The organism is Paraburkholderia nodosa DSM 21604, from assembly GCF_000519185.1.
Lineage (GTDB): Bacteria > Pseudomonadota > Gammaproteobacteria > Burkholderiales > Burkholderiaceae > Paraburkholderia > Paraburkholderia nodosa.
Map to the genome: position 1 here is coordinate 31,356 of NZ_JAFA01000048.1, position 21,486 is coordinate 52,841.

Annotated in this window: 19 protein-coding genes; 10 read left to right on the forward strand and 9 right to left on the reverse strand. The window is 66.0% G+C overall.

Going from position 1 to position 21,486, the window contains the following annotated elements; all coding sequences use genetic code 11:
- Positions 1-17: 17 nt before the first annotated feature.
- Both A3CW_RS0138890 and A3CW_RS0138895 read right to left on the reverse strand, forming a co-directional pair.
- Entirely contained in the window at positions 18-1,865 is a 1,848-nt protein-coding gene (locus tag A3CW_RS0138890; RefSeq protein ID WP_028208358.1) for an acyl-CoA dehydrogenase, read from the reverse strand.
- A gap of 104 nt (positions 1,866-1,969) precedes the next feature.
- On the reverse strand, positions 1,970-2,749 hold the full coding sequence (locus A3CW_RS0138895) for an AraC family transcriptional regulator (RefSeq protein WP_028208359.1): 780 nt from the start codon (positions 2,747-2,749) through the stop codon (positions 1,970-1,972).
- Between the two features lie 136 nt (positions 2,750-2,885).
- On the opposite strand from A3CW_RS0138895, the gene A3CW_RS0138900 reads away from it, so the two are divergent.
- From A3CW_RS0138900 to A3CW_RS0138910, 3 genes are all read left to right on the forward strand, one after another.
- Complete coding sequence (locus A3CW_RS0138900; protein WP_028208360.1) at positions 2,886-3,389, forward strand: DinB family protein; 504 nt, start codon at positions 2,886-2,888, stop codon at positions 3,387-3,389.
- A gap of 276 nt (positions 3,390-3,665) precedes the next feature.
- Positions 3,666-4,118 (forward strand): hypothetical protein, encoded by a 453-nt coding sequence (locus A3CW_RS54485; protein ID WP_028208361.1) that lies wholly within the window; start codon positions 3,666-3,668, stop codon positions 4,116-4,118.
- A 52-nt stretch (positions 4,119-4,170) separates the two neighbouring features.
- Positions 4,171-6,282 carry a putative bifunctional diguanylate cyclase/phosphodiesterase gene (locus A3CW_RS0138910; RefSeq protein WP_081772015.1) on the forward strand — a complete coding sequence of 704 codons (2,112 nt, stop codon included), beginning with the start codon at positions 4,171-4,173 and terminating at the stop codon, positions 6,280-6,282.
- On the opposite strand, the gene A3CW_RS49045 is transcribed toward A3CW_RS0138910, so the two are convergent.
- The 4 genes from A3CW_RS49045 to A3CW_RS49055 are packed head-to-tail and all read right to left on the reverse strand — an operon-like array spanning position 6,279 to position 10,892.
- Positions 6,279-7,301: a CaiB/BaiF CoA transferase family protein gene (locus A3CW_RS49045; protein ID WP_154678171.1), complete on the reverse strand. Its 1,023-nt coding sequence runs from the start codon at positions 7,299-7,301 to the stop codon at positions 6,279-6,281. The genes A3CW_RS0138910 and A3CW_RS49045 overlap by 4 nt on opposite strands.
- Positions 7,302-7,345: 44 nt before the next feature.
- Positions 7,346-8,476 (reverse strand): acyl-CoA dehydrogenase family protein, encoded by a 1,131-nt coding sequence (locus A3CW_RS0138920; RefSeq protein WP_028208363.1) that lies wholly within the window; start codon positions 8,474-8,476, stop codon positions 7,346-7,348.
- Positions 8,477-8,517: 41 nt separating this feature from the next.
- Positions 8,518-10,065 (reverse strand): AMP-binding protein, encoded by a 1,548-nt coding sequence (locus A3CW_RS49050; protein WP_035515238.1) that lies wholly within the window; start codon positions 10,063-10,065, stop codon positions 8,518-8,520.
- A complete protein-coding gene (locus tag A3CW_RS49055; protein ID WP_051482013.1) occupies positions 10,044-10,892 on the reverse strand; it encodes an IclR family transcriptional regulator in 849 nt (282 codons plus the stop codon). The genes A3CW_RS49050 and A3CW_RS49055 overlap by 22 nt, the downstream gene beginning before the upstream one ends.
- Before the next feature lie 342 nt (positions 10,893-11,234).
- On the opposite strand from A3CW_RS49055, the gene A3CW_RS0138935 reads away from it, so the two are divergent.
- Genes A3CW_RS0138935 through A3CW_RS0138945 form a run of 3 tightly spaced genes read left to right on the forward strand, consistent with a single transcriptional unit; the run spans position 11,235 to position 14,019 of the window.
- The gene (locus tag A3CW_RS0138935; RefSeq protein WP_028208364.1) at positions 11,235-12,428 is read left to right on the forward strand and encodes a thiolase family protein; all 1,194 of its coding nucleotides are present in this window, start codon (positions 11,235-11,237) and stop codon (positions 12,426-12,428) included.
- A 34-nt stretch (positions 12,429-12,462) separates the two neighbouring features.
- Positions 12,463-13,242: an SDR family NAD(P)-dependent oxidoreductase gene (locus tag A3CW_RS0138940; protein WP_028208365.1), complete on the forward strand. Its 780-nt coding sequence runs from the start codon at positions 12,463-12,465 to the stop codon at positions 13,240-13,242.
- A 12-nt stretch (positions 13,243-13,254) separates the two neighbouring features.
- Positions 13,255-14,019 carry a crotonase/enoyl-CoA hydratase family protein gene (locus tag A3CW_RS0138945; protein ID WP_028208366.1) on the forward strand — a complete coding sequence of 255 codons (765 nt, stop codon included), beginning with the start codon at positions 13,255-13,257 and terminating at the stop codon, positions 14,017-14,019.
- 13 nt (positions 14,020-14,032) lie between these two features.
- Here the strand turns inward: A3CW_RS0138945 and A3CW_RS0138950 are convergent, their stop codons facing one another.
- On the reverse strand, positions 14,033-14,794 hold the full coding sequence (locus tag A3CW_RS0138950; protein WP_051482014.1) for an aldolase: 762 nt from the start codon (positions 14,792-14,794) through the stop codon (positions 14,033-14,035).
- A gap of 59 nt (positions 14,795-14,853) precedes the next feature.
- Positions 14,854-15,333 (reverse strand): Lrp/AsnC family transcriptional regulator, encoded by a 480-nt coding sequence (locus A3CW_RS0138955; RefSeq protein ID WP_028208368.1) that lies wholly within the window; start codon positions 15,331-15,333, stop codon positions 14,854-14,856.
- Positions 15,334-15,448: 115 nt separating this feature from the next.
- Between A3CW_RS0138955 and A3CW_RS0138960 the strand changes: the two genes are divergently transcribed.
- The 3 genes from A3CW_RS0138960 to A3CW_RS0138970 are packed head-to-tail and all read left to right on the forward strand — an operon-like array spanning position 15,449 to position 19,096.
- Positions 15,449-16,663 (forward strand): diaminopropionate ammonia-lyase, encoded by a 1,215-nt coding sequence (locus A3CW_RS0138960; protein WP_028208369.1) that lies wholly within the window; start codon positions 15,449-15,451, stop codon positions 16,661-16,663.
- 19 nt (positions 16,664-16,682) lie between these two features.
- A complete protein-coding gene (locus tag A3CW_RS0138965) occupies positions 16,683-17,858 on the forward strand; it encodes a M20 aminoacylase family protein (RefSeq protein WP_028208370.1) in 1,176 nt (391 codons plus the stop codon).
- Positions 17,855-19,096, forward strand: a complete 1,242-nt coding sequence (locus tag A3CW_RS0138970) for a Zn-dependent hydrolase (RefSeq protein WP_028208371.1) — start codon at positions 17,855-17,857, stop codon at positions 19,094-19,096. Before A3CW_RS0138965 ends, A3CW_RS0138970 begins: the two co-directional genes overlap by 4 nt.
- Positions 19,097-19,114: 18 nt before the next feature.
- Here A3CW_RS0138970 and A3CW_RS49060 read toward each other — a convergent pair whose 3' ends face one another.
- Entirely contained in the window at positions 19,115-19,690 is a 576-nt protein-coding gene (locus A3CW_RS49060) for an acyl-CoA dehydrogenase family protein (protein WP_051482015.1), read from the reverse strand.
- A gap of 247 nt (positions 19,691-19,937) precedes the next feature.
- On the opposite strand from A3CW_RS49060, the gene A3CW_RS0138980 reads away from it, so the two are divergent.
- Positions 19,938-21,371, forward strand: coding sequence for a DNA-binding protein (locus tag A3CW_RS0138980; protein ID WP_028208372.1), 1,434 nt, complete (start codon positions 19,938-19,940; stop codon positions 21,369-21,371).
- Positions 21,372-21,486 lie beyond the last annotated feature (115 nt).

The window sequence follows — 21,486 nt, forward strand, 5'->3', positions numbered from 1 at the left end:
GCTCCGTGCCCGCGGCTTTAGAACCACGCGTCCTGCATGTCGAGCGTGGTGCGGTCGAGCGAGGCGAGCAGATCGCACTGCGCGCCTGTCTTCGGCAACTCCCATGCGAAGAAGTAGGCGGCGGCCGCGAGCTTGCCGCGATAGAAGGCCGCCTCCTCGCCGTGGGTTTTGGCGAGCGCCGCGCGTGCCACGAGCGCCTGTTCGAGCCACACCCAGGCCAGGACCACGTGGCCGAACGCTTCCAGGTACACCGAAGCATTGGCGAGTGTCACCGCCGGGTCGCCTGCTGCCCACAACTGCCGCGTGACTTGCGTGAGCCGCTCGAGTGCGGCTGCGAGCGCGCTGGCGTGGCCGGCCTCGTCTGCCGCGCCCGAAGCGTGGGCGCGTTCGAGCGTAGCCCTCACGCGCGCCACGAAGACCTTGAGCGCCGCACCGTCCTTGATGACGACCTTGCGGCCGAGCAGGTCGAGCCCCTGAATGCCGTGCGTGCCTTCGTGGATCGGATTGAGACGGTTGTCGCGATAGAACTGTTCGACGTTGTACTCGCGCGTGTAGCCATAGCCGCCGTGCACCTGGATGGCGAGATCGTTGGCTGCGAGACACCATTGCGAAGGCCAGCTCTTCGCGATGGGCGTGAGCAGGTCCAGCAGCAGCGAGAGCGGCTCGCGCTCCGCGCCGCTGGCGGCGTTTGCTTCGTCCACCAGTTTGGCGCACCAGAGGTTGAGCGCGAGCGCGCCTTCCACGTAGCTCTTTTGTGCGAGCAGCATGCGGCGCACATCGGCGTGCTCCACGAGCCTCACCTGCGGCGAAGCCGGATCCTTGCCCGCCGCGCCCACGGGACGCCCTTGCGGACGGTTGCGCGCGTAATCGAGCGCATGCAGATAGCCGGTATAGCCGAGCATCGTCGCGCCGAGCCCCACGCCAATGCGCGCCTCGTTCATCATGTGGAACATGTACGCGAGCCCGTGATGCCGCTCGCCCACGAGATAGCCGATCGCGCCCGCGCGGCCGCCCGGCGTGTGCTGCGTGCCTTCGCCGAAATTCAGCAGGCAGTTCGTCGTGCCGCGATAGCCCATCTTGTGGTTGAGGCCCGCGAGCACGACGTCGTTGCGCTCGCCGCGCGAGCCGTCCTCATTCACGAGGTACTTGGGCACGACAAACAGCGAGATGCCTTTGACACCCGCAATGAGCTTGCCGTCGGGACCGGGAATCTTGGCGAGCACGAGGTGCACGATGTTCTCGGCAAGCTCGTGCTCGCCGCCCGAGATCCACATCTTGTTGCCACGCAGACGATATTGCGCGCCGAGCGGGGAGTCGCATTCGAAGTCGGCGCGCGTGGCGACATCCGAAAGCGACGAGCCCGCTTGCGGCTCGGAAAGGCACATCGTGCCGAAGTAGCGGCCTTCCAGTTCGGGGCGCACGAAGGTATCGATCTGCCTGGCGCTGCCATGCGCAAGCAGCAGGTTCGCGTTGCCGATGGTGAGGAACGGATAGGCGCTCGTGCCGACGTTCGCCCCCTTGAACCACGCGAAGCCCGCCTTCTCGACGACGAGCGGCAACTGCATGCCGCCGTATTCGTAGTCCTGGCCCGCGGCCAGCAAGCCTGCGTCGCTGAACGCCTTCAACGCCGTCTTCACTTCGGGGATGATCGTGACCGTTTCGCCGTCGAAGTGCGGCTCGTGCTGATCGTTCTTCTTGTTGTGCGGCGCGAAGAGGTCAGTGGCGATCTTCTCGCAGGTGTCGAGCGCGGCGTCGAAGGTCTCGCGCGTATGGTCGGCGTAGCGCGGAATGCGCGTGAGGCTTTCGACATCGAGCCATTCGTAGAGCAGGAAGTTCAGATCGCGGCGGGAAAGGATCAGCGACATGGCGGAACGGTCTCGCATCTTGAGAGGAGAAGGCACCTAGCCTACCTAAAATAGAACGATCGTGCTATTGGTAGTTTCGCCAGCGCCGCAGCGACCCAGCGGCCTTACGGCTCGCCGCCAAGGTATCGCTGCGGCGACACCCCCATGACACGCTTGAACATCGTCGAAAACGCCGTGGGGCTGCCGTACCCCAGTTCGTACGCGACGCGTGTGATCGACTCGCCCCGGTTTAGCCGGGCAACCGCCTCGATCAGGCACGCTTGCTCGCGCCAGGCGACGAAGCTGGTTCCCAACTGTTCGCGGAACATACGGGTAAAGCTGCGGCGGCTCAGTCCCACGCGGCTGGCGGCCTCGTCGAGGCTGAGCGTCATCGACGGCGCTTCGAGCACTTGGCGGCACAGCGCGGCGAGCCGCGGCTCGTCCGGCAACGGCGCATTGAGCGCGAGTGGCGTCATGGCGGCGATCTCGTCGACCAGCAGCGCCATGATCCGGTCCGCGCGCGTCATGGGCGCGTACAGCGCGGGCTGCTGCACGGCTTCCGACATCAGGTTCCTTAGCAACTGCGTGGTGCCGAGCACGCAGCAATGCTGGCGCAGCGAGCGTGTCTCTCGCAGGCGAGCGTGAACGAACGCATTGAGCATGCGCACCTGGCCGTTCATCTGCATTTCGTGTGGGACGTTGGCAGGCAGCCAGATTGCGCATTGCGATGGCACGACCCAGTTGCCGGCCGCCGTCGAGACCGACATCGCCCCTTGCGCCGCATAGGCGAACTGGCCGCGTTCATGCGTGTGGTGAGGGTGCACGAAACCCGAGGGATAGACGCGCGCGGTCGTGATGACGTCGCGTGGGACTTCCTCGTAGCTTGCCGGAATGGTTGCTGACATGGCCCGAAATGTTGCTCGATTGACCTGATCGCGAGTGCGGGACGGAAAGCGAAAATTTAGCATGGAGGTGCTCGCATGCGCGCCGGCTCGCGGCGCACAACCCGATCAATCCAGATCAATCGACAAGGAGGCGTAGATGCCGTTATCCAATCAAATCATGCTGGCCCGATATACCCAATGGGCGAACGAAGTCATTCATGGCGTCGTCGCCCGCCTGCCGGAAGAAGCGGTCGTGGCCACACGCGAAATGACCTTCGGAAGTCTCCTGCGCGCGTTGGGGCATGGCTATGCCGTAGGCGCGATTTTCAGGGCGCACCTGGAGCAGCGCGATCACGGCTTCACTGAGCGCCTCGTTCCAGATACCAAGACCCTGCCTGAGCTGCGAACCATGCAGCGCGATCTGGACGCCTGGTACCTGGCGTGGATCGACGGCTTGAGCGAAGCACAAGCCGAAGAGAAGGTCCATTTTCAGTACATCGGTGGCGCAGAGGGCGTCATGTCGCGCGCGCAGATTTTCTTGCACGTCGTCAATCACTATACGTTTCACCGCGGCTTCATCGTCGAGACCCTGCGCAGAATGGCGGTCGATGTGCCGCCCACCGATATCACGGTTTATCTCCGCGATTACATGCTCAAATAAACGGGGCTCGTTCTGCCAGCGGCAAATAAATAGGATCAAAACGCTGCAAACGTTTGCAAATACTTGTCCTGCAAAGGGTTTCCTGAAGTTTCCCCTTTTGCTGCCGTAAACTCGTGCGCGGGTCCCGATTTTGTTGTCGAGCCCGCCAATGAGTCGCGCCGACGCCATTACGGCGGCTCTTTTTGCAGCCGATTTCAATCAGGCGCATCAAGGTCCACCATTTGCCGCCGCATTAACGCCTACCTGCAACTTTATTTCCTCATCCGAGTGTCGTTCATGCTGGCAGATTCGCCGGGTCGCGCGCAGTCGCTTCGACCGTCCGGCTCGCAACCGCGCGTGGCCATTCGCGCGCTCGACGACGTCGCACGCGCCGCCGACGCGGTGATGTATTCCACGCTCGTTCTCTCCGCTATCGCGGCGGTCGTGCTCGCCGCGAAATTCTTCGCGGTGCATCACCTCGCGTTCGACCGGCTACAGGCGCTCAACTTCGCCGTGGTCGCCGGCGAAGTGCGCAGCATTGGCCGCGCGGCCGACATCATGGGCGAGATTACGGCGTCGAGCCACGAGCAGGCGCAGGGCATCGAGCAGGTCAACGCGATGGTCGCGCAGAGGGACGACACCACGCGCCGCAACGCCGCTTTGGTGAACGAAGCGGCGGCCGCGTCGTCGTCGCTGCACGCGACGAGCGTGAAGCTGCGAGAGGTGCTCGGCCTCGTCGCATTGTCGTGATAATGTCGTGCGACGCCCGGGGTGAACACGTGGTGAACAAGGAGACCTTCCGATGATGAGCGTGATGGGCTGCATCGTCTACAAGCACAACCTGTGGCTCGTCGTCGTCGCGCTGCTGATCTGCGCCGCGGGCTCGTGGGTCACCGCGCGGCTCGTCCTGCGCTCGTTCGCCACGCGATCGCTGCAGCGCATGGGCTGGTCGTTCATCGCGGCCGTCGTTGCGGCCGCCGATATCTGGTGTACGCACTTCATCGCCATGCTCGGCTTCGAGCCGGGCGTGCCGATCGCCTTCGACCCCGTGCTGACCATCACGTCGCTGCTCATCGCGCTCGTGGGCAGCTTCGCGGGATTTCTGCTCGCCACGAGCCAGGCCGCGAACCGTCTCACGCGCGCGGCGCCCGCGCTGGGCGGCGCGATCGTCGGGCTGGCGGTCGCGCTCATGCATTACGCGGGCATGCTCGCGTATCGCGTGGAAGGCATCGTGATCTGGAATCGCATTGGGATCGCCTTGTCGATCGTGTTTGCGGTCTCGATCAGCGCGCTTGCGTTGCATCTCGCCGGCGTGGCCGCGAGGCGCCCGCAGGAGAACGCAGCCAGCGCGCGGGCAAGCGCCGACGCGTCCGCGCGCCTCGTGGCGGGCGTGCTCGCCCTCGCCATCGCTGCGCTGCACTTCACCGGCATGTCCGCGTTCCAGGTCGTGCCGCTGGCGATCGACGGGCAGTTTTCGAATCCCGCCGCGTTGCATGCGCTCGCGCTCGCCGTGGCGTGCATGGCGCTCGTGATCGCGGGCGCGGGCTGCGTGAGCTTTCTGCTCGACGACAGCGTGCGCGCCGAATCCGTCGAGCATCTGCGCACGATGGCGATGAGCGACATGCTCACCGGCCTGCCCAATCGCGCGAGCTTCAACGCACGCATCGACGCCGAACTGGCGCGCACGCAGGACACGCGCAAGCTCGCGCTCATCGGCATCGACCTGAACCGCTTCAAGGAAATCAACGACCTGCACGGCCATCATGCCGGCGACGAAGTGCTGCGCATTCTCGCGCGGCGTCTTTCGAGCCTGATGCGCGAAGGCGAGTTCGTGGCGCGCGTGGGCGGCGACGAGTTCGTGGCGCTCACGCGCTTCGCCTCGCGCGAGGAACTCGGCGATCTGCTCTCGCGCCTCGAAAACGCGCTGTACCGGCCGGTGCGCTACGACGACGCCGAAGTGCTTTCGGGCGCGAGCCTTGGCGTCGCCATCTACCCCGACGACGCCACCACCAAGACCGTGCTCATCAACAACGCCGACCTCGCCATGTATCGCGCGAAGGCGGACCTCGCGCAGTCGGTGTGCTTCTACGAGCCGGCGATGGACGAAATCGCGCGGGCGCGCCGCTCGCTCACGCACGACTTGCGCGAGGCGCTCGCGCGCGAGCAGTTAAGCGTGCACTACCAGGTGCAGACCTCGATCGCGAGCGGCGAAATTTGCGGCTATGAAGCGCTACTGCGCTGGGAGCATCCGCGGCTCGGCTTCATCTCGCCCGCCGAATTCATTCCGCTCGCCGAAGAGAATGGCCTCATTCTCGGCATTGGCGCCTGGGTGCTGCGCGAGGCGTGCACGCGTGCCGTTTCGTGGTCGCCGCCTTACAAGGTGGCCGTGAATCTCTCGCCCGTGCAGTTCTCGCACGCGGATCTGCCGAAGCTCGTCGAGACCGTGCTGGTCGAGACCGGCCTCGCGCCCGGGCGGCTGGAACTGGAACTCACCGAGACGACCATTTTCGCTGACCGCGAGCGCTCGCTCGACGTGTTGCAGCGAATCAAGGCGATTGGCGTGAGTATCGCATTGGACGACTTCGGCACCGGTTACTCGTCGCTCGACACGCTGCGCTCGTTCCCGTTCGACAAGATCAAGCTCGACCAGTCTTTCATCAGCGAGGCCGAATCGAGCCGCCAGGCCACCGCGATCATTCGCGCGGTGCTCGCGCTCGGCAAGAGCCTCGGCATTCCGGTGCTGGCCGAAGGCATCGAAACCGAAGCGCAACTCACGCTGCTCGCCGACGAAGGCTGCGACGAAGTGCAGGGCTTCCTGCTCGGCCGACCGGCGCCGCTTAGCCATCTCGTGGCGAGCGGGCAGCTCTCGCTGCTCGCCGACGATAAAGAAGCGCTGGGCGCGGTTCGAGGTTAACCGCCCTCGCTGCCGTAGTCCACGAAACGCGGCGCGCACTGCGGCTGCCACGCGCCGTCGCGCTGGGCGAACGCGCCGCGCGCCGTGTTGTGCGCATCGAGCGGTGCTTCCGCAAGACTCAGCACGGGCGTGACGCACGCGTCGCTGTCTTCGAACACGGCGGTCCATTCTTCGCGCGTGCGCGTGGCAACCGCCTGGGCGATGCGCTCCTGCACGCGCGGCCAGTGCGTCCGGTCGCGCTGCGGCAGTTCGAGCAGGTCTTCTGCGCCGATGCCTTTCATGAACGCCGCGTAGAACTGCGGCTCGATGCAGCCCACGGCGATATAGCGGTCGTCCGAGCAACGATAGGTGCGATAGAAAGGCGCGCCGCCGTCGAGCAGATTCGCACCGCGCTCGTCCTGCCAGTGCCCCGCCGCGTAGAAACCGTACATCATGCTCATCAGCATGGCCGCGCCGTCGGTCATCGCGGCGTCGACCACGCAGCCTTCGCCTGTCGAACGCGCGAGCAGAATGGCGGCCACCACGCCGAACGCGAGCAGCATGCCGCCGCCGCCGAAATCGCCGACCAGGTTCAGCGGCACCACGGGCTCGCCGCCCGCGAGACCCACCGCATGCAGCGCCCCCGAAATCGCGATGTAGTTGATGTCGTGGCCCGCCGTGTGCGCGAGCGGCCCCGTTTGCCCCCAGCCGGTCATGCGGCCGTAGACGAGCGAGGCGCGCCGCGCGCGGCACACTTGCGGGCCGAGTCCGAGCCGCTCCATCACGCCGGGGCGAAAGCCTTCGATCAATGCATCGGCGCTCGCGATCAGATCGAGTGCGCGTGCAATGTCGTCGCGGCTCTTCAGGTCGAGCGCGACGTATTCGCGCCCGCGCGCTAGCGGTCCGGACGGCGCGGGGGCGCCCTCGCGGCCGATGCAGATCACGCGCGCGCCCATTTGCGCGAGCAGCATGCCGCAGAACGGCGCCGGGCCGAGCCCCGCGAATTCCACGACGGTAACGCCTTCCAGAGGCTTGATCATGTGTGCTTTCCTGCCTGCTTGCTGGTGTGTCGATTCACGCGCCCTCACAGCGTGCGCGCGATGATTTCCTTCATGATCTCGTCGGTGCCGCCGTAGATGCGCATCACGCGCGCGTCCACCCACGCGCTGCCGACCACATACTCGGACATGTAGCCGTAACCGCCGTGCAGCTGCAGGAATTCGTCGAGCAGCTGGTTCTGCAGTTCGGTCGCGTTGAGCTTCGCCATGGCGGCGTCCACGGGCGAAAGCTCGCGGCGCAGGTGCCGCGCGATGCAGTGATCGACATAGGTGCGCACCATCTCCGCCTTCGCGCGCGCATGTGCGAGCTTGAAGCGTGCATTCTGGAAATCGAAGATAGCCTGGCCGAACACCTTGCGATCGCGCGTATAGCGGATCGTGCGCTCGAGCATGCCCTCGATCGAGGCGGCGGCGCGCACCGCGATCACGAGCCGCTCCTGCGCCAGTTCGCGCATGAGGTACGAGAAGCCCTGGTTTTCCTCGCCGAGCCGCTGCGCGACGGGCACACGCACGTCCTCGAAAAACAGCTCGGACGTGTCTTGCGCGCGCAGGCCGATCTTGTCGAGCTTGCGGCCCTTGCTGAAACCCGGCGTGTCTTCTTCGACCACGATCAGCGACACGCCCTTGCCGCCCAGTTCGGGCGCGGTCTTGCACACCACGACTATCAGGCTCGCATTCTGTCCGTTCGTGATGAAGGTCTTCTGGCCGTTGATGACGTAGTGGTCTCCATCTTTGCGCGCGGTGGTGCGCACCGACTTGAGATCGCTGCCGGTGCCCGGCTCGGTCATGGCGATGGCGCCGATATGCTCGCCGCGCGCGAGCTTCGGCAGCCACTCGCGCTTTTGCGCCTCGCTGCCGTACGCGAAGATATAAGGCGCGACGATGTCCGAATGCAGCGGAAAGCCGATGCCGCTCGCATTCACGCGCGCCAGCTCCTCGATCATGATGGCCGCGTGGCCGAAGTCGCCACCGCCACCGCCATACTCTTCGGGAATCGTGCAGCACAGCAGGCCTTCCTCGCCCGCTCGCCGCCAGACCGACTTCGGCACGATGCCTTCTTGTTCCCATTGATGATGGAACGGCACGATTTCGCGCTCGATGAAGCGTTGGGCCTGCTCGCGGAAAATCTCGTGATCGTCACGGAATACAGTGCGCATCGGGGGTGTCTCCAGTGTCTCTTGCTATTTCGTTATCCGTATCAAGCCGCGGGCTGGCGGTAGCGTTCCTTGAGAATGCGACGTAGCAGCTTGCCGTTGTCGTGGCGCGGCAGCGCCTCCTCGAAGTCGACCGAGCGCGGCACCTTGATAGGCGAAAGGCGCTCTCGGCAGAACGCGATCAGCTCCTCGGCGAGCTGCGGGCTCGCGGCGTCGCGCTCGCGCGGCTGCACGACCGCTTTCACGGTCTCGCCGAACTCGGGATGCGGCACGCCGATCACGGCGGCATCGGCCACCGCGGGATGCTCGGCGAGCACGTTCTCGATCTCCTGCGGATACACGTTCACGCCGCCGCTGATGATGAGGTCCACGCGCCGGTCGCTCAGGTACAAATAGCCTTCGGCATCGACATGGCCGATGTCGCCATAGGTCGCCCAGCCGTGGCGGTTGTAGACGCTGCGCGTCTTCACCGGATCGTTGTGGTACTCGAAAGCCGGCCCGCCTTCAAAGAACACGCGGCCAATCTCGCCTACAGGCAGTTCGTGATCCTCATCATCGATGATATGGATCCGTCCGTATTTCGAGCGTCCCACCGAGCCGCGATGCGCGAGCCATTCGTCGGAGTCGATCGCCGTGAGGCCCACGCTTTCCGAGCCCGCGTAGTACTCGTAGATCACCGGGCCGAACCACGCGATCATCTGCTCCTTGATGTGCGGCGGGCAGGGCGCGGCGGCGTGGATCGCCACGCGCAGGCTGCTCACGTCGTATTGCACGCGCGTGGTCCCGGGCAGATTCAGGAGGCGGATGAACATCGTCGGCACCCACTGGCTGTGCGTGACACGGTAGCGCGCGATGGCGTCGAGCGCAGCCTCGGCGTCGAACTTCTGCAGCACGATGGCGCGGCCGCCCGTGTGCAGCATGCGCATGAGGTAGCGCAGCGGCGCGGCGTGGTAGAGCGGCGCGGTGCTCAGGTAGACGGAATCGGCGTTGAAGCCGAACGTCTTGCGCCATGCTGCGGTTTCGGTGTCGTCGGCATCGCGCTGCTCGAACGGCACGAGCGGCTTGCGGATGCCTTTGGGCAGGCCGGTCGTGCCCGATGAATAGAGGAAGTCGCGTCCGCGCGGAAGCGGTGGCAGCGGCGCGCTCGCATCGACCCCGGCGAGTGCCGCTTCGAGCGAGGCGAAGCCGGGCAGCGTTTCACCCGCGCCAGCCACGAAACAGGCGACGCCCTGCGCGGCGCCTTCCGCCACGAGCGTGGCGGCGAGTGCGTGCATGGCCTGCGAAACGATCAGCACGCGCGCGCCGCAGTCCTCGAGGACGTGCGCGGCCTCGCGTGTTTTCAACTGGATGCTGATGGGGGTGTAATAGAGGCCGGCGCGCTCGGCGCCGATGGCGATGACGGCGAGCGCGGGGTGATTCTCGAACAGCAGTGCAATGCCGTCGCCGGGTTGCAGGCCGAGGCCGAGGAGCCAGTGCGCGATGCGTTCCGCGCGTTCGTCCAGCTCCTTGTAGGTGATGATCTGGTTGAGTGCGGGGAAGCACAGGGCTTCCCGCGTGGGTGCTGCTACAGCTAGTTCGCGGACACGCTCCACGGTCTCGTCTCCATGTCATGCGCGGCCCCAGTCATGCTGCCGAGCGCTGCCTCCACGCGCCTGACAAGCGACATCAGCCGGGGGGCGATGTCGTCGGTCAGCTGGTTGCCGCTGATGTTGAAAACTGCAATCGAACAGCTAAAAACCCAATACTCGTCGTCGATCGGGGCGGACAACGGAATCGCCACCGAATGGATCTCGCGCTGCATGTCGCCGTGCGAGAGCGTGCAGCCGTGTGCACGCAACTCCTGCTGCGCAAGCGCGAGGCGCTGCGCGAGCAACTCGCCCTTGGCGGGGTCGCGCGCGAGCGTTTCCTGCAAGTACTGCTCGCGCTCCGCGCCCGGCACGGTCCACAGATACGCGCGGCCCGACGCCGTGCGCGAAAGCGAGAGCCGCGTGCCCGTTTCCGAGCGATACACCGCGCTGCCTTCGCCCTGAATCACTTCGGCGTACGCCATGTTCAGGCGGTAGCCCACCGCGAGCGTCACCTGGCCGTGGCAGTAGTCGGCCAGCTCCTGCATCATCGGCCGCGCGATCTGCCGGATCGTCATGCGGCCGAGCGCCGGCGCGGCGAGGCTCAGCATTTCCGTGCCGAGCACATACTTCGAAATGCGTTCCGAATAGCGCAGCAGGCCGAACTCCGAGAGCGTGTTGATGAGCCGCAGCGCCGTGGGCTTGGGCAGCCCGGTGCGCTCGACCAGATCGCGCGCCGACAGCTCCGCGTCTCCCATCGAAAAGCACTGCAGGATCCGGATGCCGCGCGCGAGCGCGCTCACGAGCTGCGAGTCGGCGGCGTCTTCGGTGCGGGAGTTGGCCTGATCGTTCATGTCGGGTCCTTCGTCGGGGTAAGGGCGCGGCGCGCCGGTGCGGCTCGCGGCAACCCCCGGATTCTAGCTTTCCGCTGCACGCCGGAACAATTTTTTAAGACGCCTGGCTCATTTTTTTGCCTTCGCGCTGCCGGGCCGCTCGTAACGGCGTGTTGATGTCTCCTTTTTCGATCTCTCGGGGTCAAGCCGCCCAAACAGTGTTGCGGATCGTGAGTCAGAAATCAATAAAAATGATCCAGTAGTGCCGAAATATGTTTACCACTATTGAAATAGTGAGTCAGCAAGGTGTATTTTGATTCAAGCGATTCATTTTTCATGTCACTTCCAATCGTTGAGAGAACCATGACCAACAGCGCGGTAATCGTCGACGCAGTGCGCAGCCCGATGGGCCGGACCAAGGCGGGCGGCGCCTTCGTCGACCTGCATCCCGTGGATCTGCTCTCGCAGGTCCTGGGGCAACTGATCGTGCGCAACGACCTCGACCCCGGCAGCGTGGACGACGTGATGATCGGCTGCGTGAGCCAGGTGGGCGAGCAGGCCTCCACGCCGGGCCGCCTCGCGTGGCTCGCGGCAGGCTTTCCGCAGCACGTGCCGTCCACCACCATCGAGCGCAAGTGCGGGTCGAGCCAGCAGGCGATCCATTTCGCGGCGCAGGCGATCATGGCGGGCGTCAACGAGATCGTCGTGGCCGGTGGCGTCGAGTCGATGAGCCGCGTGCCGATGGGCTCGTCGCGCATCGGCCGCGATCCGTATGGCGCGCTGTACCACGCGCGCTATCCCGAAGGCATGGTCGGGCAGGGCGTGAGCGCCGATCTCGTGGCGCAGAAGTGGGCGCTCACGCGTAAGGCGCTCGACGCCTACTCGGCGCAGTCGCACCGCCGCGCCGATGCCGCGCGCGCCGCGGGGCAGTTCGCGCGCGAGATCGTGCCGATCGATGTGCCGGGCGCCGAAGGCGTGCGTCGCGTGGACCTCGACGAAACCATCCGCGCCGGTACGACCGTCGAGCGGCTCGCGGGCCTCGCACCCTCGTTCGAAAGCGCCGAACTCGCGGCGCGCTTCCCTGGCATCCGCTGGAACGTGACGGCCGGTAACGCCTCGCAAATCTCGGATGGCGCCTCGGCGCTGCTCATCATGAGCGAGCAGAAGGCGGCGCAACTGGGATTGAAGCCGCGTGCGCGCATCGTGGCGTTCGACGTCTGCGGCGACGATCCGCTGATGATGCTGACCGCACCCATTCCCGCCACGCAACGTCTGCTGAAGAAACGCGGCCTCACCATCGACGATATTTCGCACTTCGAAGTGAACGAGGCATTTGCCGCCGTGCCGCTCGCCTGGCAGAAGGCGCTGGGCGCGGACGCGGCGCGGCTGAACCCGGCGGGCGGCGCGATCGCGCTCGGGCACCCGCTCGGCGCCTCGGGCGCGCGCCTCATGACCACGATGCTCAATTCGCTCGAAGTGAGCGGCGGCCGCTACGGCCTGCAGACGATGTGCGAGGCGGGCGGCATGGCCAACGCGACGCTCATCGAACGCCTCTAAAGCGCGACCACGAACAACGAAGGAGAAACGACACATGGACGAACAGAACAAATTCGCCGGCACGGTGGCGGTGGTGACGGGCGGCGCTTCGGGGCTGGGCCTCGCGAGCGCGAAGCGGCTGCTGGCAAAAGGCGCACAGGTCGTGATCGCCGATCTCGCCAGCTCGCGCGGCGCGGCCGTGGCCGATGAACTCGGCGCTCACGCGAGCTTCGTGCCCGCCGACGTGACGAGCGCCGACGACATGAACGCCGTGTTCGAGGCGGCCACGAAGCGCGGCACGCTGCGCTCGCTCGTGCATTGCGCGGGCCGTGGCGGCGCGGTGCGCCTGATCGAGAAGGACGGTTCGCCGGGCTCGCTCGAAGCCTACGAGAACGTGGTGCGCGTGAATCTCTTCGGCACCTTCAACGCGCTGCGCCTCGCGGCGGCGGCGATGGCACGCAACGAGCCCGATGCCGGAGGCGAGCGCGGCGCTTGCGTGCTCACCGCGTCGGTGGCCGCGTACGAAGGGCAGATCGGGCAGGTGCCGTACGCGTCGTCGAAGGCGGGCGTGGTGGGCATGACGCTCGTGGCCGCGCGCGACCTCGCGAGCAAGGGCATTCGTGTGTGTACGATCGCGCCTGGCCTGTTCGACACGCCGCTGCTTGCGCGCCTGCCCGAGGAGATTCGCGAATCGCTTGGCCGCATGGTGCCGTTTCCGCCGCGACTCGGTGAAGCCGATGAGTTCGCCGCGCTCGCGCTGCACATTCTCGAGAATCCGATGCTCAACGGCGAGACCATCCGCCTTGACGGCGCGATTCGCATGCAGCCGCGCTGAGCGAGGCCGACCATGAGCGACGAATTGCTGATCGAGTTCCGCGACGGTATCCAGATCCTCACGATCAACCGTCCCGAGGCGCGCAACGCCTGCACGAAGGCGGTGGCCGAAGCGATAGCCGCCGCGCTGGACGAGCTGGAGCAGCGCGACGACCTGCGGCTCGCCATCATCACCGGCGCGGGCGGCACGTTTTGCGCGGGCATGGACCTGAAGGGCTTCCTCAAAGGCGAACGGCCGAGCCGGCCGGCCCGCGGCTTTGCCGGGCTCACTGAAGCGCCGCCGCGCAAGCCGCTCATTGCGGCGGTGGAAGGCTACGCGCTCGCGGGCGGATTCGAAGTCGTGCTGGCGAGCGATCTCGTCGTGGCCGCGAACAACGCGCAGTTCGGTCTGCCCGAAGTGAAGCGCGGGCTATGCGCCGCGGCGGGCGGATTGTTGCGTCTGCAGCAGCAGTTGCCGGAGCGCATCGCCATGGAACTCGTGCTCACGGGCGACATGTTCGGCGCGCAACGCGCCTTCGAATTCGGCCTCGTCAACCGTCTCACCGCGCCGGGCGAAGCGCTGGCGGGCGCGCTCGAACTCGCACAGAAGATCGTGGCGAACGGGCCGCTCGCCGTGGCCGCGAGCAAGCGCGTGATGCGCGAGTCGCGCGACTGGTCCAGTGCGGAAATGTTTGCACGTCAGCGCGAGATCACGGACCCGGTGTTCGTTTCCGCCGACGCGCGAGAGGGCGCGGCGGCGTTTGCAGAGAAGCGCAAGGCGGTGTGGCAGGGGAGGTAGTGCGCCCCTTTCGTCAGGCGTGCGTGAGCGTTCTTCGCAGCGCCGCAAAGAACAGCTCCGACTGCAATCGCTCGCCCTGAATCTGGTCGGCCACGCGCTGCGCGAGATCGGCCGCCACCGGTCGCAACGCGCGCCCGGTAGAACCCGCGAGCACCTGGGCGGCGCATGCGCGCTCCAGGTAATAGAGGTCGTCGAGCGCGTAGTCGATGCGCTGGCCGCACACCACCACGCCGTGGTTGCCGAGGAAGCCGATATCTTTGCCGTCGAGCGCATGCGCAATGCGCTCGCCTTCCTCTGGGCCGAGCGCGAGCCCGTTGTATTCGCGGTCCAGCGCGACGCGGCCGTGATAGCGCATGGCGTTCTGCGACAAGGTCGTATCGAGCCCGCAGTCCTCCGTGAGCGTGAGGGCCGTGGCGTAGGGCATGTGGGTATGCAGCACACAGGCCTTCTTTGCGATCCCGTGGATGGCGGCGTGAATGAACATCGCCGTCGGTTCGACGGCATGGCGGCCTGCCATCACGCGCCCCTGTGTATCGACGATGACGATATCGTCGGCCATCACCTCGCTCCACATCAAGCCGCGCGGGTTCAGCAGAAACAGGCCGTCTTCGCCGGGCAGCGCAACGCTGAAGTGATTGCAGACGCCCTCACCCAGCCCGAAATGCGCGGCGGCACGCAGCGCGAGCGCTAGATCTGCGCGCAGCGTCGCGACTTCCGGGTGGTGGAACAACTCCTCGCTTTCAATGGCTCCGGCATGATGCACTGCGTTGCTCATGGGTCGTGGCTCCTGTTCTTCAGATGACCGCGTTGCGTTAGCGTCGCAACCCGCGTTCCTCATTCGCCGTCCAGCGCGAGCGGCACTTCGAGCCCCACCTTCACGCGGCTCATGCTCACCAGCGTCTTGAACCGCTTCACGTTGTTGTTCGAGAAGAATAGCTCGCGCGTGAGTTCCGTGTACTGGTCCATGTTTCGCACCGCGAAAATGAGCACGAAATCCCACTCGCCCGCGACGTAGTAGCACTGCTGAATCTGCGGGCAGCGCTCAAAGGTGCGCTTCATGGCGTCGAGCAAATCGATCTGCTCGCTTTCCACCTCGACGGTCGCGACGATCGTGATGGGATGATCGACCTTCTCGGGCGAGACGATCGCCGCGTAATGGTCGATCACGCCTTCGTCAGCGAGACGGCGCAAACGCCGGTTCACCGCTGCCGTGGAGAGGTTCACGCGCGCGCCGAGTTCGTTTTGGGGAATCTGGGCGTCGCGCTGGACTTCCATCAGGAGTTTGCGGTCGAAGGAGTCGAGATGTGTCGCCATTTACGCTGGAGCCTGAAAGTCGATATTTTTTTGCGTGACGTGCCGGCATTATGAGACTTTTTCGCGGGGGTTGCGCAATATCATTTCGACATCGCAAGTCCACCGGAGCCAACCCATGCTGATCGCCAACCCGCGCGCCACGCGCCATGCCTACCCCGAAACTCTCGGGAACATCCTGAACGTGAAGTCGGGCGACGAGAGCCGCGCATGGCTCGCCAGGTGGGCGTTGATCAGCCCGGAGCCCACGCCGCTCTGGGACCTGAGCGGCGCGGCCGCGCGTCTGGGCGTTGCCCGCATCGGCCTCAAGGACGAATCGTTTCGTTCTCCTCTTGGCAGCTTCAAGGCGCTGGGCGCACCCATCGCGCTGATGCGCCTCATCATGCGCCTGTGGCCGCTGCAGGAGATCGATCCTCGCAAGCTGATCGAGGGCCGCTACGGCGAGATGGTCGCGAACCTCACCGTTATCAGCGCGACCGATGGCAACCACGGCAAGGCGCTTGCCGCAGCGGCGCAATCGATTGGCTGCCACTGCGTGATCGTTCTGCATGCGAACGTCAGCGCCGAGCGCGAAGCGGCGATTGCCGCGTACGGCGCGCGTATCGTTCGCATCGCGGGCAACTATGACGAATCGGTCGAGCATGCGGCGCAACTCGCGAAGACGAACGGCTGGCACGTCGTTTCCGATACCTCCTATGACGGCTACGAGGCGATCCCGCGCGACGTCATGCAAGGCTACGGCACCATCGCAGCGGAAGTGATCGAACAGTCCGGCGATGCGTGGACGCACGTGTTTCTGCAGGGCGGCGTGGGCGGTCTCGCGGCCGGCGTAGCCAGCTACCTGTGGGAGCAACATGGCGCCGCGCGACCGCGCTTCATCGTGGTCGAACCGCGTCAGGCCGACTGCCTGTATCAAAGCGCCATCGCCGGTCGCGCCGCGAAAGCCACGGGTTCGGTCAATTCCGTGATGGCGGGCCTTGCATGCGGGGAGACCTCGCCGCTCGCGTGGCAGATACTCGAGCCGTGTGTCGACAACTTCATGCTGATCGACGATGAGGACGCCGTGGAAGCGATGCGCAGCCTCGCCACCGGCGTGGCAGGCGACGTCCCCGTCGTGTCGGGCGAATCGGGCGCGGCGGGGCTCGCGGGCCTCGCGACGCTCATGCGCGATCCCGCTCTTGCGCGCGCAGCCGGGCTCGACGCTAACTCACGCGTGCTGCTGATCAGCACCGAGGGCGCGACGGCGCCGGGCGTGTACGCAGAGCTGGTCGGCGCGTCTGCGCAAACCGTGGCGGCGCGCCGCGACGCCTGGCTGAGCCAGGTCACGCAGTAACCGAAAAAAGGACACCCAGATGGAAAGCACACTGCAAGGCCAACTCAAAAGCTGGCGACAGTATTTGCACCAACGTCCCGAAACCAGCTTCGAGGAGATCCATACCGCCCACTACGTGGCCAACATCCTCGAGACGCTGGGACTCGAAGTGCATCGTGGCATTGGCGGCACAGGGCTCGTGGCGAACCTCACAGCGGGCAACGGCAAGCGCGTGATCGGCCTGCGCGCCGACATGGACGCGCTCAATATCGCGGAGCAGGCGTCGGGCCGCGCGCATGCCTCGTTGAACGCGGGAAAAATGCACGCATGCGGGCACGACGGCCATATGTCGATGGTGCTTGGCGCGGCGCGGCTGCTGGCCGAGCAGCGCGACTTCGACGGCACGGTGCGTTTCATCTTCCAGCCAGCCGAGGAGCACGGCCGCGGCGCCAAGGCGATGATGGCGGACGGCCTGTTCGAACGGTTTCCCGTCGATGCGATCTTCGGCGCGCACAACATGCCGGGCATGCCGGCCGGCACGTTCGCCACGCGCGCGGGTGGCATCATGGCGAGCGAGGATAACTTCGTTATCCATATCAAGGGCCGTGGCACGCACGCGGCGCGCCCGCACATGGGCGCCGATCCTATCGTCATCGCCGCGCAGATCGTGCTCGCGCTGCAAACCATCGTGTCGCGCAATCTCGACCCGAGCCTGCAAGCCGTGATTTCCTGCACGGAATTCATCACCGACGGCATTCGCAATGTGATTCCCTCGAACGTGATCATCAAGGGCGATACGCGCAGCTATTCGAAGGCAGTGCAAACGCTGCTCGAAACCCGCATGCGTGAAGTCAGCGTCGGCATTTGCCAGACGCACGGCGCCGAATGCAGCTTCGAGTACACGCACGAGTTCGCGCCGACCGTGAATTCGGAGCAGTTCGTCGATGTGGCGGTGAACGCCGCGCGCAACGTGGCGGGAGACGCCGCCGTGGACGCCAACGTGCAGCCAATGATGATCTCCGAGGATTTCGGTGCGTTCCTGCAGGTCGTGCCCGGCAATTTCATCTTCATCGGCAACGGCGACGCTCCGGAGCGCGGCGGGATTCCGCTGCACAACGCCAGCTACGATTTCAACGACGATATCCTGATGACCGGCGCACGCTACTTCGCGGAAATCGCGCGCCTGGCCCTGCCGGTCGGAACCAACCAAGCATGAATACGTTGAAACTGAACGGCGAAGCGCTGCTTCGCCAACTGCGCGAACTGGGTGAAATCGGCGCCGATGCGCAAGCGGGCGGGCGCACGCGCATCGCGCTCACGGACGACGAAAAAGCCGGACGCGACCGCGTAGTCGCGTGGATGCGCGAACTCGATCTCGACGTGCGCATCGACCGTATCGGCAATGTGTTCGGCACCCTGCACGCCGGCTCCGACGCCGGCTCGCGACGTCCGCTGATGATGGGCTCCCACATCGACACCGTGCGCAACGCGGGTGCGCTCGATGGGTGCTACGGCGTGCTCGCCGGGCTCGCAGTGGTGCGCGCGTTTCGCGAAGCGGGCGTGAAGCCGGGCCGGTCCATCACCGTGGGCGCGTTCACGAACGAGGAAGGCGTGCGCTACCAGCCGGACATGATGGGCTCGCTGGTCTACGCTGGCGGCCTGACCGTGGAAGCGGCGCTCGACGCGCGCGGCATCGACGGGACGCGTCTTGGCGACGAACTGGCCCGCATCGGCTACGCGGGTGAGATGGAACCGGGCGTCATCACGCCGCACGAATATTTCGAACTGCATATCGAACAGGGCCCGATTCTCGAAGCGGAGAACGTTCGCATCGGCGTGGTCGAGAATCTGCAAGGCATCTCGTGGCAGCGCGTGAGCGTGCAAGGCAACGCCAATCATGCGGGCACGACGCCGACGCATCTGCGTCACGACGCGGGCTGGGTGGCCGCGGCGGTCTCCACGTTCTTGCGTGAACTGGCGGTTCAGAGCGGCACGACGCTCGCCACCATCGGCATGCTGAGCATCGAGCCGAACGTCATCAACGTGATTCCCCGCAAGGCTGTATTCACGGTCGATCTGCGCGACCCCGATGAAACGCGTTTGCAGGACGCCGAGCGCCGCCTCGCGGAATTTTTGGTCGAGGTGGCGCGCAAGGAAGGCGTGAAGATCGAAACCGAGCGTCTCGTGCGTTTCGAACCGGTGGTATTCGACGCGGCGCTCGCACGCGCCATCGAAGCCGCCGCCGAACGCCGGGGGTTCTCGAACCGGCGCATGACCTCGGGCGCGGGCCATGACGCCCAGATGATCGCGCGTATCGCGCCGGCCGCGATGATCTTCGTGCCGAGCCGCGGCGGCATCAGCCACAATCCGCGCGAGCATACGGACGACGATCAACTCATCGACGGCGCGAACGTGCTGCTGGATGTGGTCCTGGAGCGCGTTGGCACGGCGTGAGGCCCGCGCGTTGCGCGGTTACGTCCCGACTGCCGCGGCCTCATCGAGCGCATCGTAAATGCCGATGACCCCCGCCGCGACATTGCTCCAATGATCGATGGCGTGCGTGCCGACCACGTCGTCCCAGAAAGACTCCGATCCGTACTGAAGACGTTGCGCGTGCAACCGTCGCGTGTAGAGCTGCAGGTCGAACTCGGCGGTGATGCCCATCGCGCCCACCAGCGCGTGCGCGCCGTTCGCCACCAGCGGCGCGGCGCGGCTCGCGCGCGCCTTCGCAATGGTCGCCGCGATGCGCTGTTCCGACGTGTGGTATCCCGCGCAGCCCAACTGCGCCGCGACGCGTGTGGCGGCCACATGCTCGGCCATGACGCTCAACTGTTGCTGCACGGCCTGGAACTTGCCGAGCGAGCGGCCAAATTGCTGGCGGTCGTTCACGTAGCCGAGCGTCATGTCGAATACGCGTTGCATGCCGCCCGCCATCATGGCGGCCGTGGCGAGCGCGCCCAGCTCGCCCACGCCACGCACAGTGGCGGGCAGCGCGCGCGCCGCGTGCGCGGTGCGCACGAATTGCGGCGTGCAGTGACGCGCGAGCACGTTGTGCGCCCGCGGCTCGCGCCTGGCTTTGGACTTTTCTCGTTCTGTTGCGCACGCTCGCGCAGCGCCGCGCACGCCGTGGCGGCGTCATCCTGGGTTCCGGCACCAGTTTGAAGCCAACCACGCCTGGCGCCGCAATCCTGTGAACACCTCCCCTTAAACCCGGCTTTTCGAGCGATTAACCGGGAGGTGGTTGCCCGACAATCTCTAGAAACGCGGGGTGGGCTCGCACTTTCTCGAGGCAGATATGTCAAGCAGCATTACGATCACGGACGACCTGGTTGCTGAAATCGCGGAACGGATGGCCGACGAGGGCCAGAAGGTTTCTCCCATGGCCATCTGGTCCGAAGTTCATACCGGCTCGGTGGTCGCGGTGGCTGCCTCCCTGCGCAAGTGGCGCGAGGAGCGCGCGCCGCGCGTGCAGCAAGTCGTGGAACGCCCTGCGTTGCCGGAAACCGTGACGGATACGATGCGCGACGCGCTCGACCGTCTGTGGACGTCGGCGCAGGACGAGGCCGAGCGCGCCGTGGCGCGCCGCCTGCAGTCGATGCGCGAGCGCGTCGAGGACGCGTGCAATGAACGCGACAACGCGCTCGAAGAGCTGCAAACCACGGTCCAGGAACTCGACGCCCTGCAAGTCCAGCTGGACAAGATGACGCGCGCCTACGAGACCAAGGCCGATGCCGGGTCGGGTCTGGAGGAAGACATCGCGAGCGCGATTGAGCGCGCCGACGCAGCGGAGAAGCGCGCGGAGGAACTGGCGGAGCGCGTTTCGGCCCTCGAGGCAGAACTGGAGCGCGCGGTCGCCGAACTGGCCGCCGAGCGCGAAGCGCACGCAGCCCAGACCGCCGAAGCCGAAGCCGAAGCGGCAGAGGCCGCGGCGAGCGAGCAGGCCGGGCCGGCAGCTTCGACCGAAAGCGACGAAGCTGAGCGCGCCGCGCTGGAAGCGGCGCATTCGGAAGCGGTTGCGAAGCTCGAAGGCGAACTCGAAGCGATTCGCGCGGCGCTGCAGGCCGAGCAGGAAGCGCACGCGGCCCAGCGTGACCAGGTCGCCGGTGCCCAGGCCGAGCGCGATGCCGCCGCCACCGAACTGCAGAATGCCCAGCAGCAGCTCGCCAGCCTGAGCGACGAGCGCACGGCCGACGCCTCTGAAATCGAGCGTCTCTCGGCGAGCTTGACCGAGGCGCAGGAGCGCGCCGACGCCGCGCAGCAGCGCGCGACCGAACTCGCCGAACTGGGCGAATTCGCCAAGGCCGCGACGTCGAGCGAAGCCGCCGAGGGCGTAGCCGAGGCGCAGCCTGCGGCCGCCGATCCCGAAGAAGTCGAAGCGCTGAAGGCCCAGCTTGCCAGCGATACGGCCAAGCACGCCGCCGCGATTGCCGATGCGCGCGAGAACATCAAGCGCTGGTCCGAGTACGCGAACGGACTGAAGCAGCAACTGGCCCAGGCCAACGAAAAGGCGATCGTGGGTCTGGCCCGCAGCGCCGGCGAAGCCTCGCTGAGCCGCCGCCTCGCCGCCGAGCTGGGCCAGGTCGTGCCGGAGCATGAACTGCTGCGCAAGGAGTCCCAGCAGCAAGTGGTCGTCGAAGCGGTCAGCGCCCATCTCGAGCAGCAGGGCTATTCCTACGACGCCAAGACCGGCATGGTGACGAAGCTGAGCACCGAAAACGCGCCGGCCTGAGCGCACCATAGACCGTCCGTTTGATGGCGCATCGCGAATGCGGTGCGCCGGGCCGTTTCTCCATGACCGCTGCCTCAGTGCAGCGGTTTTTTTTCGCCCCTCCTTGATGGATCCG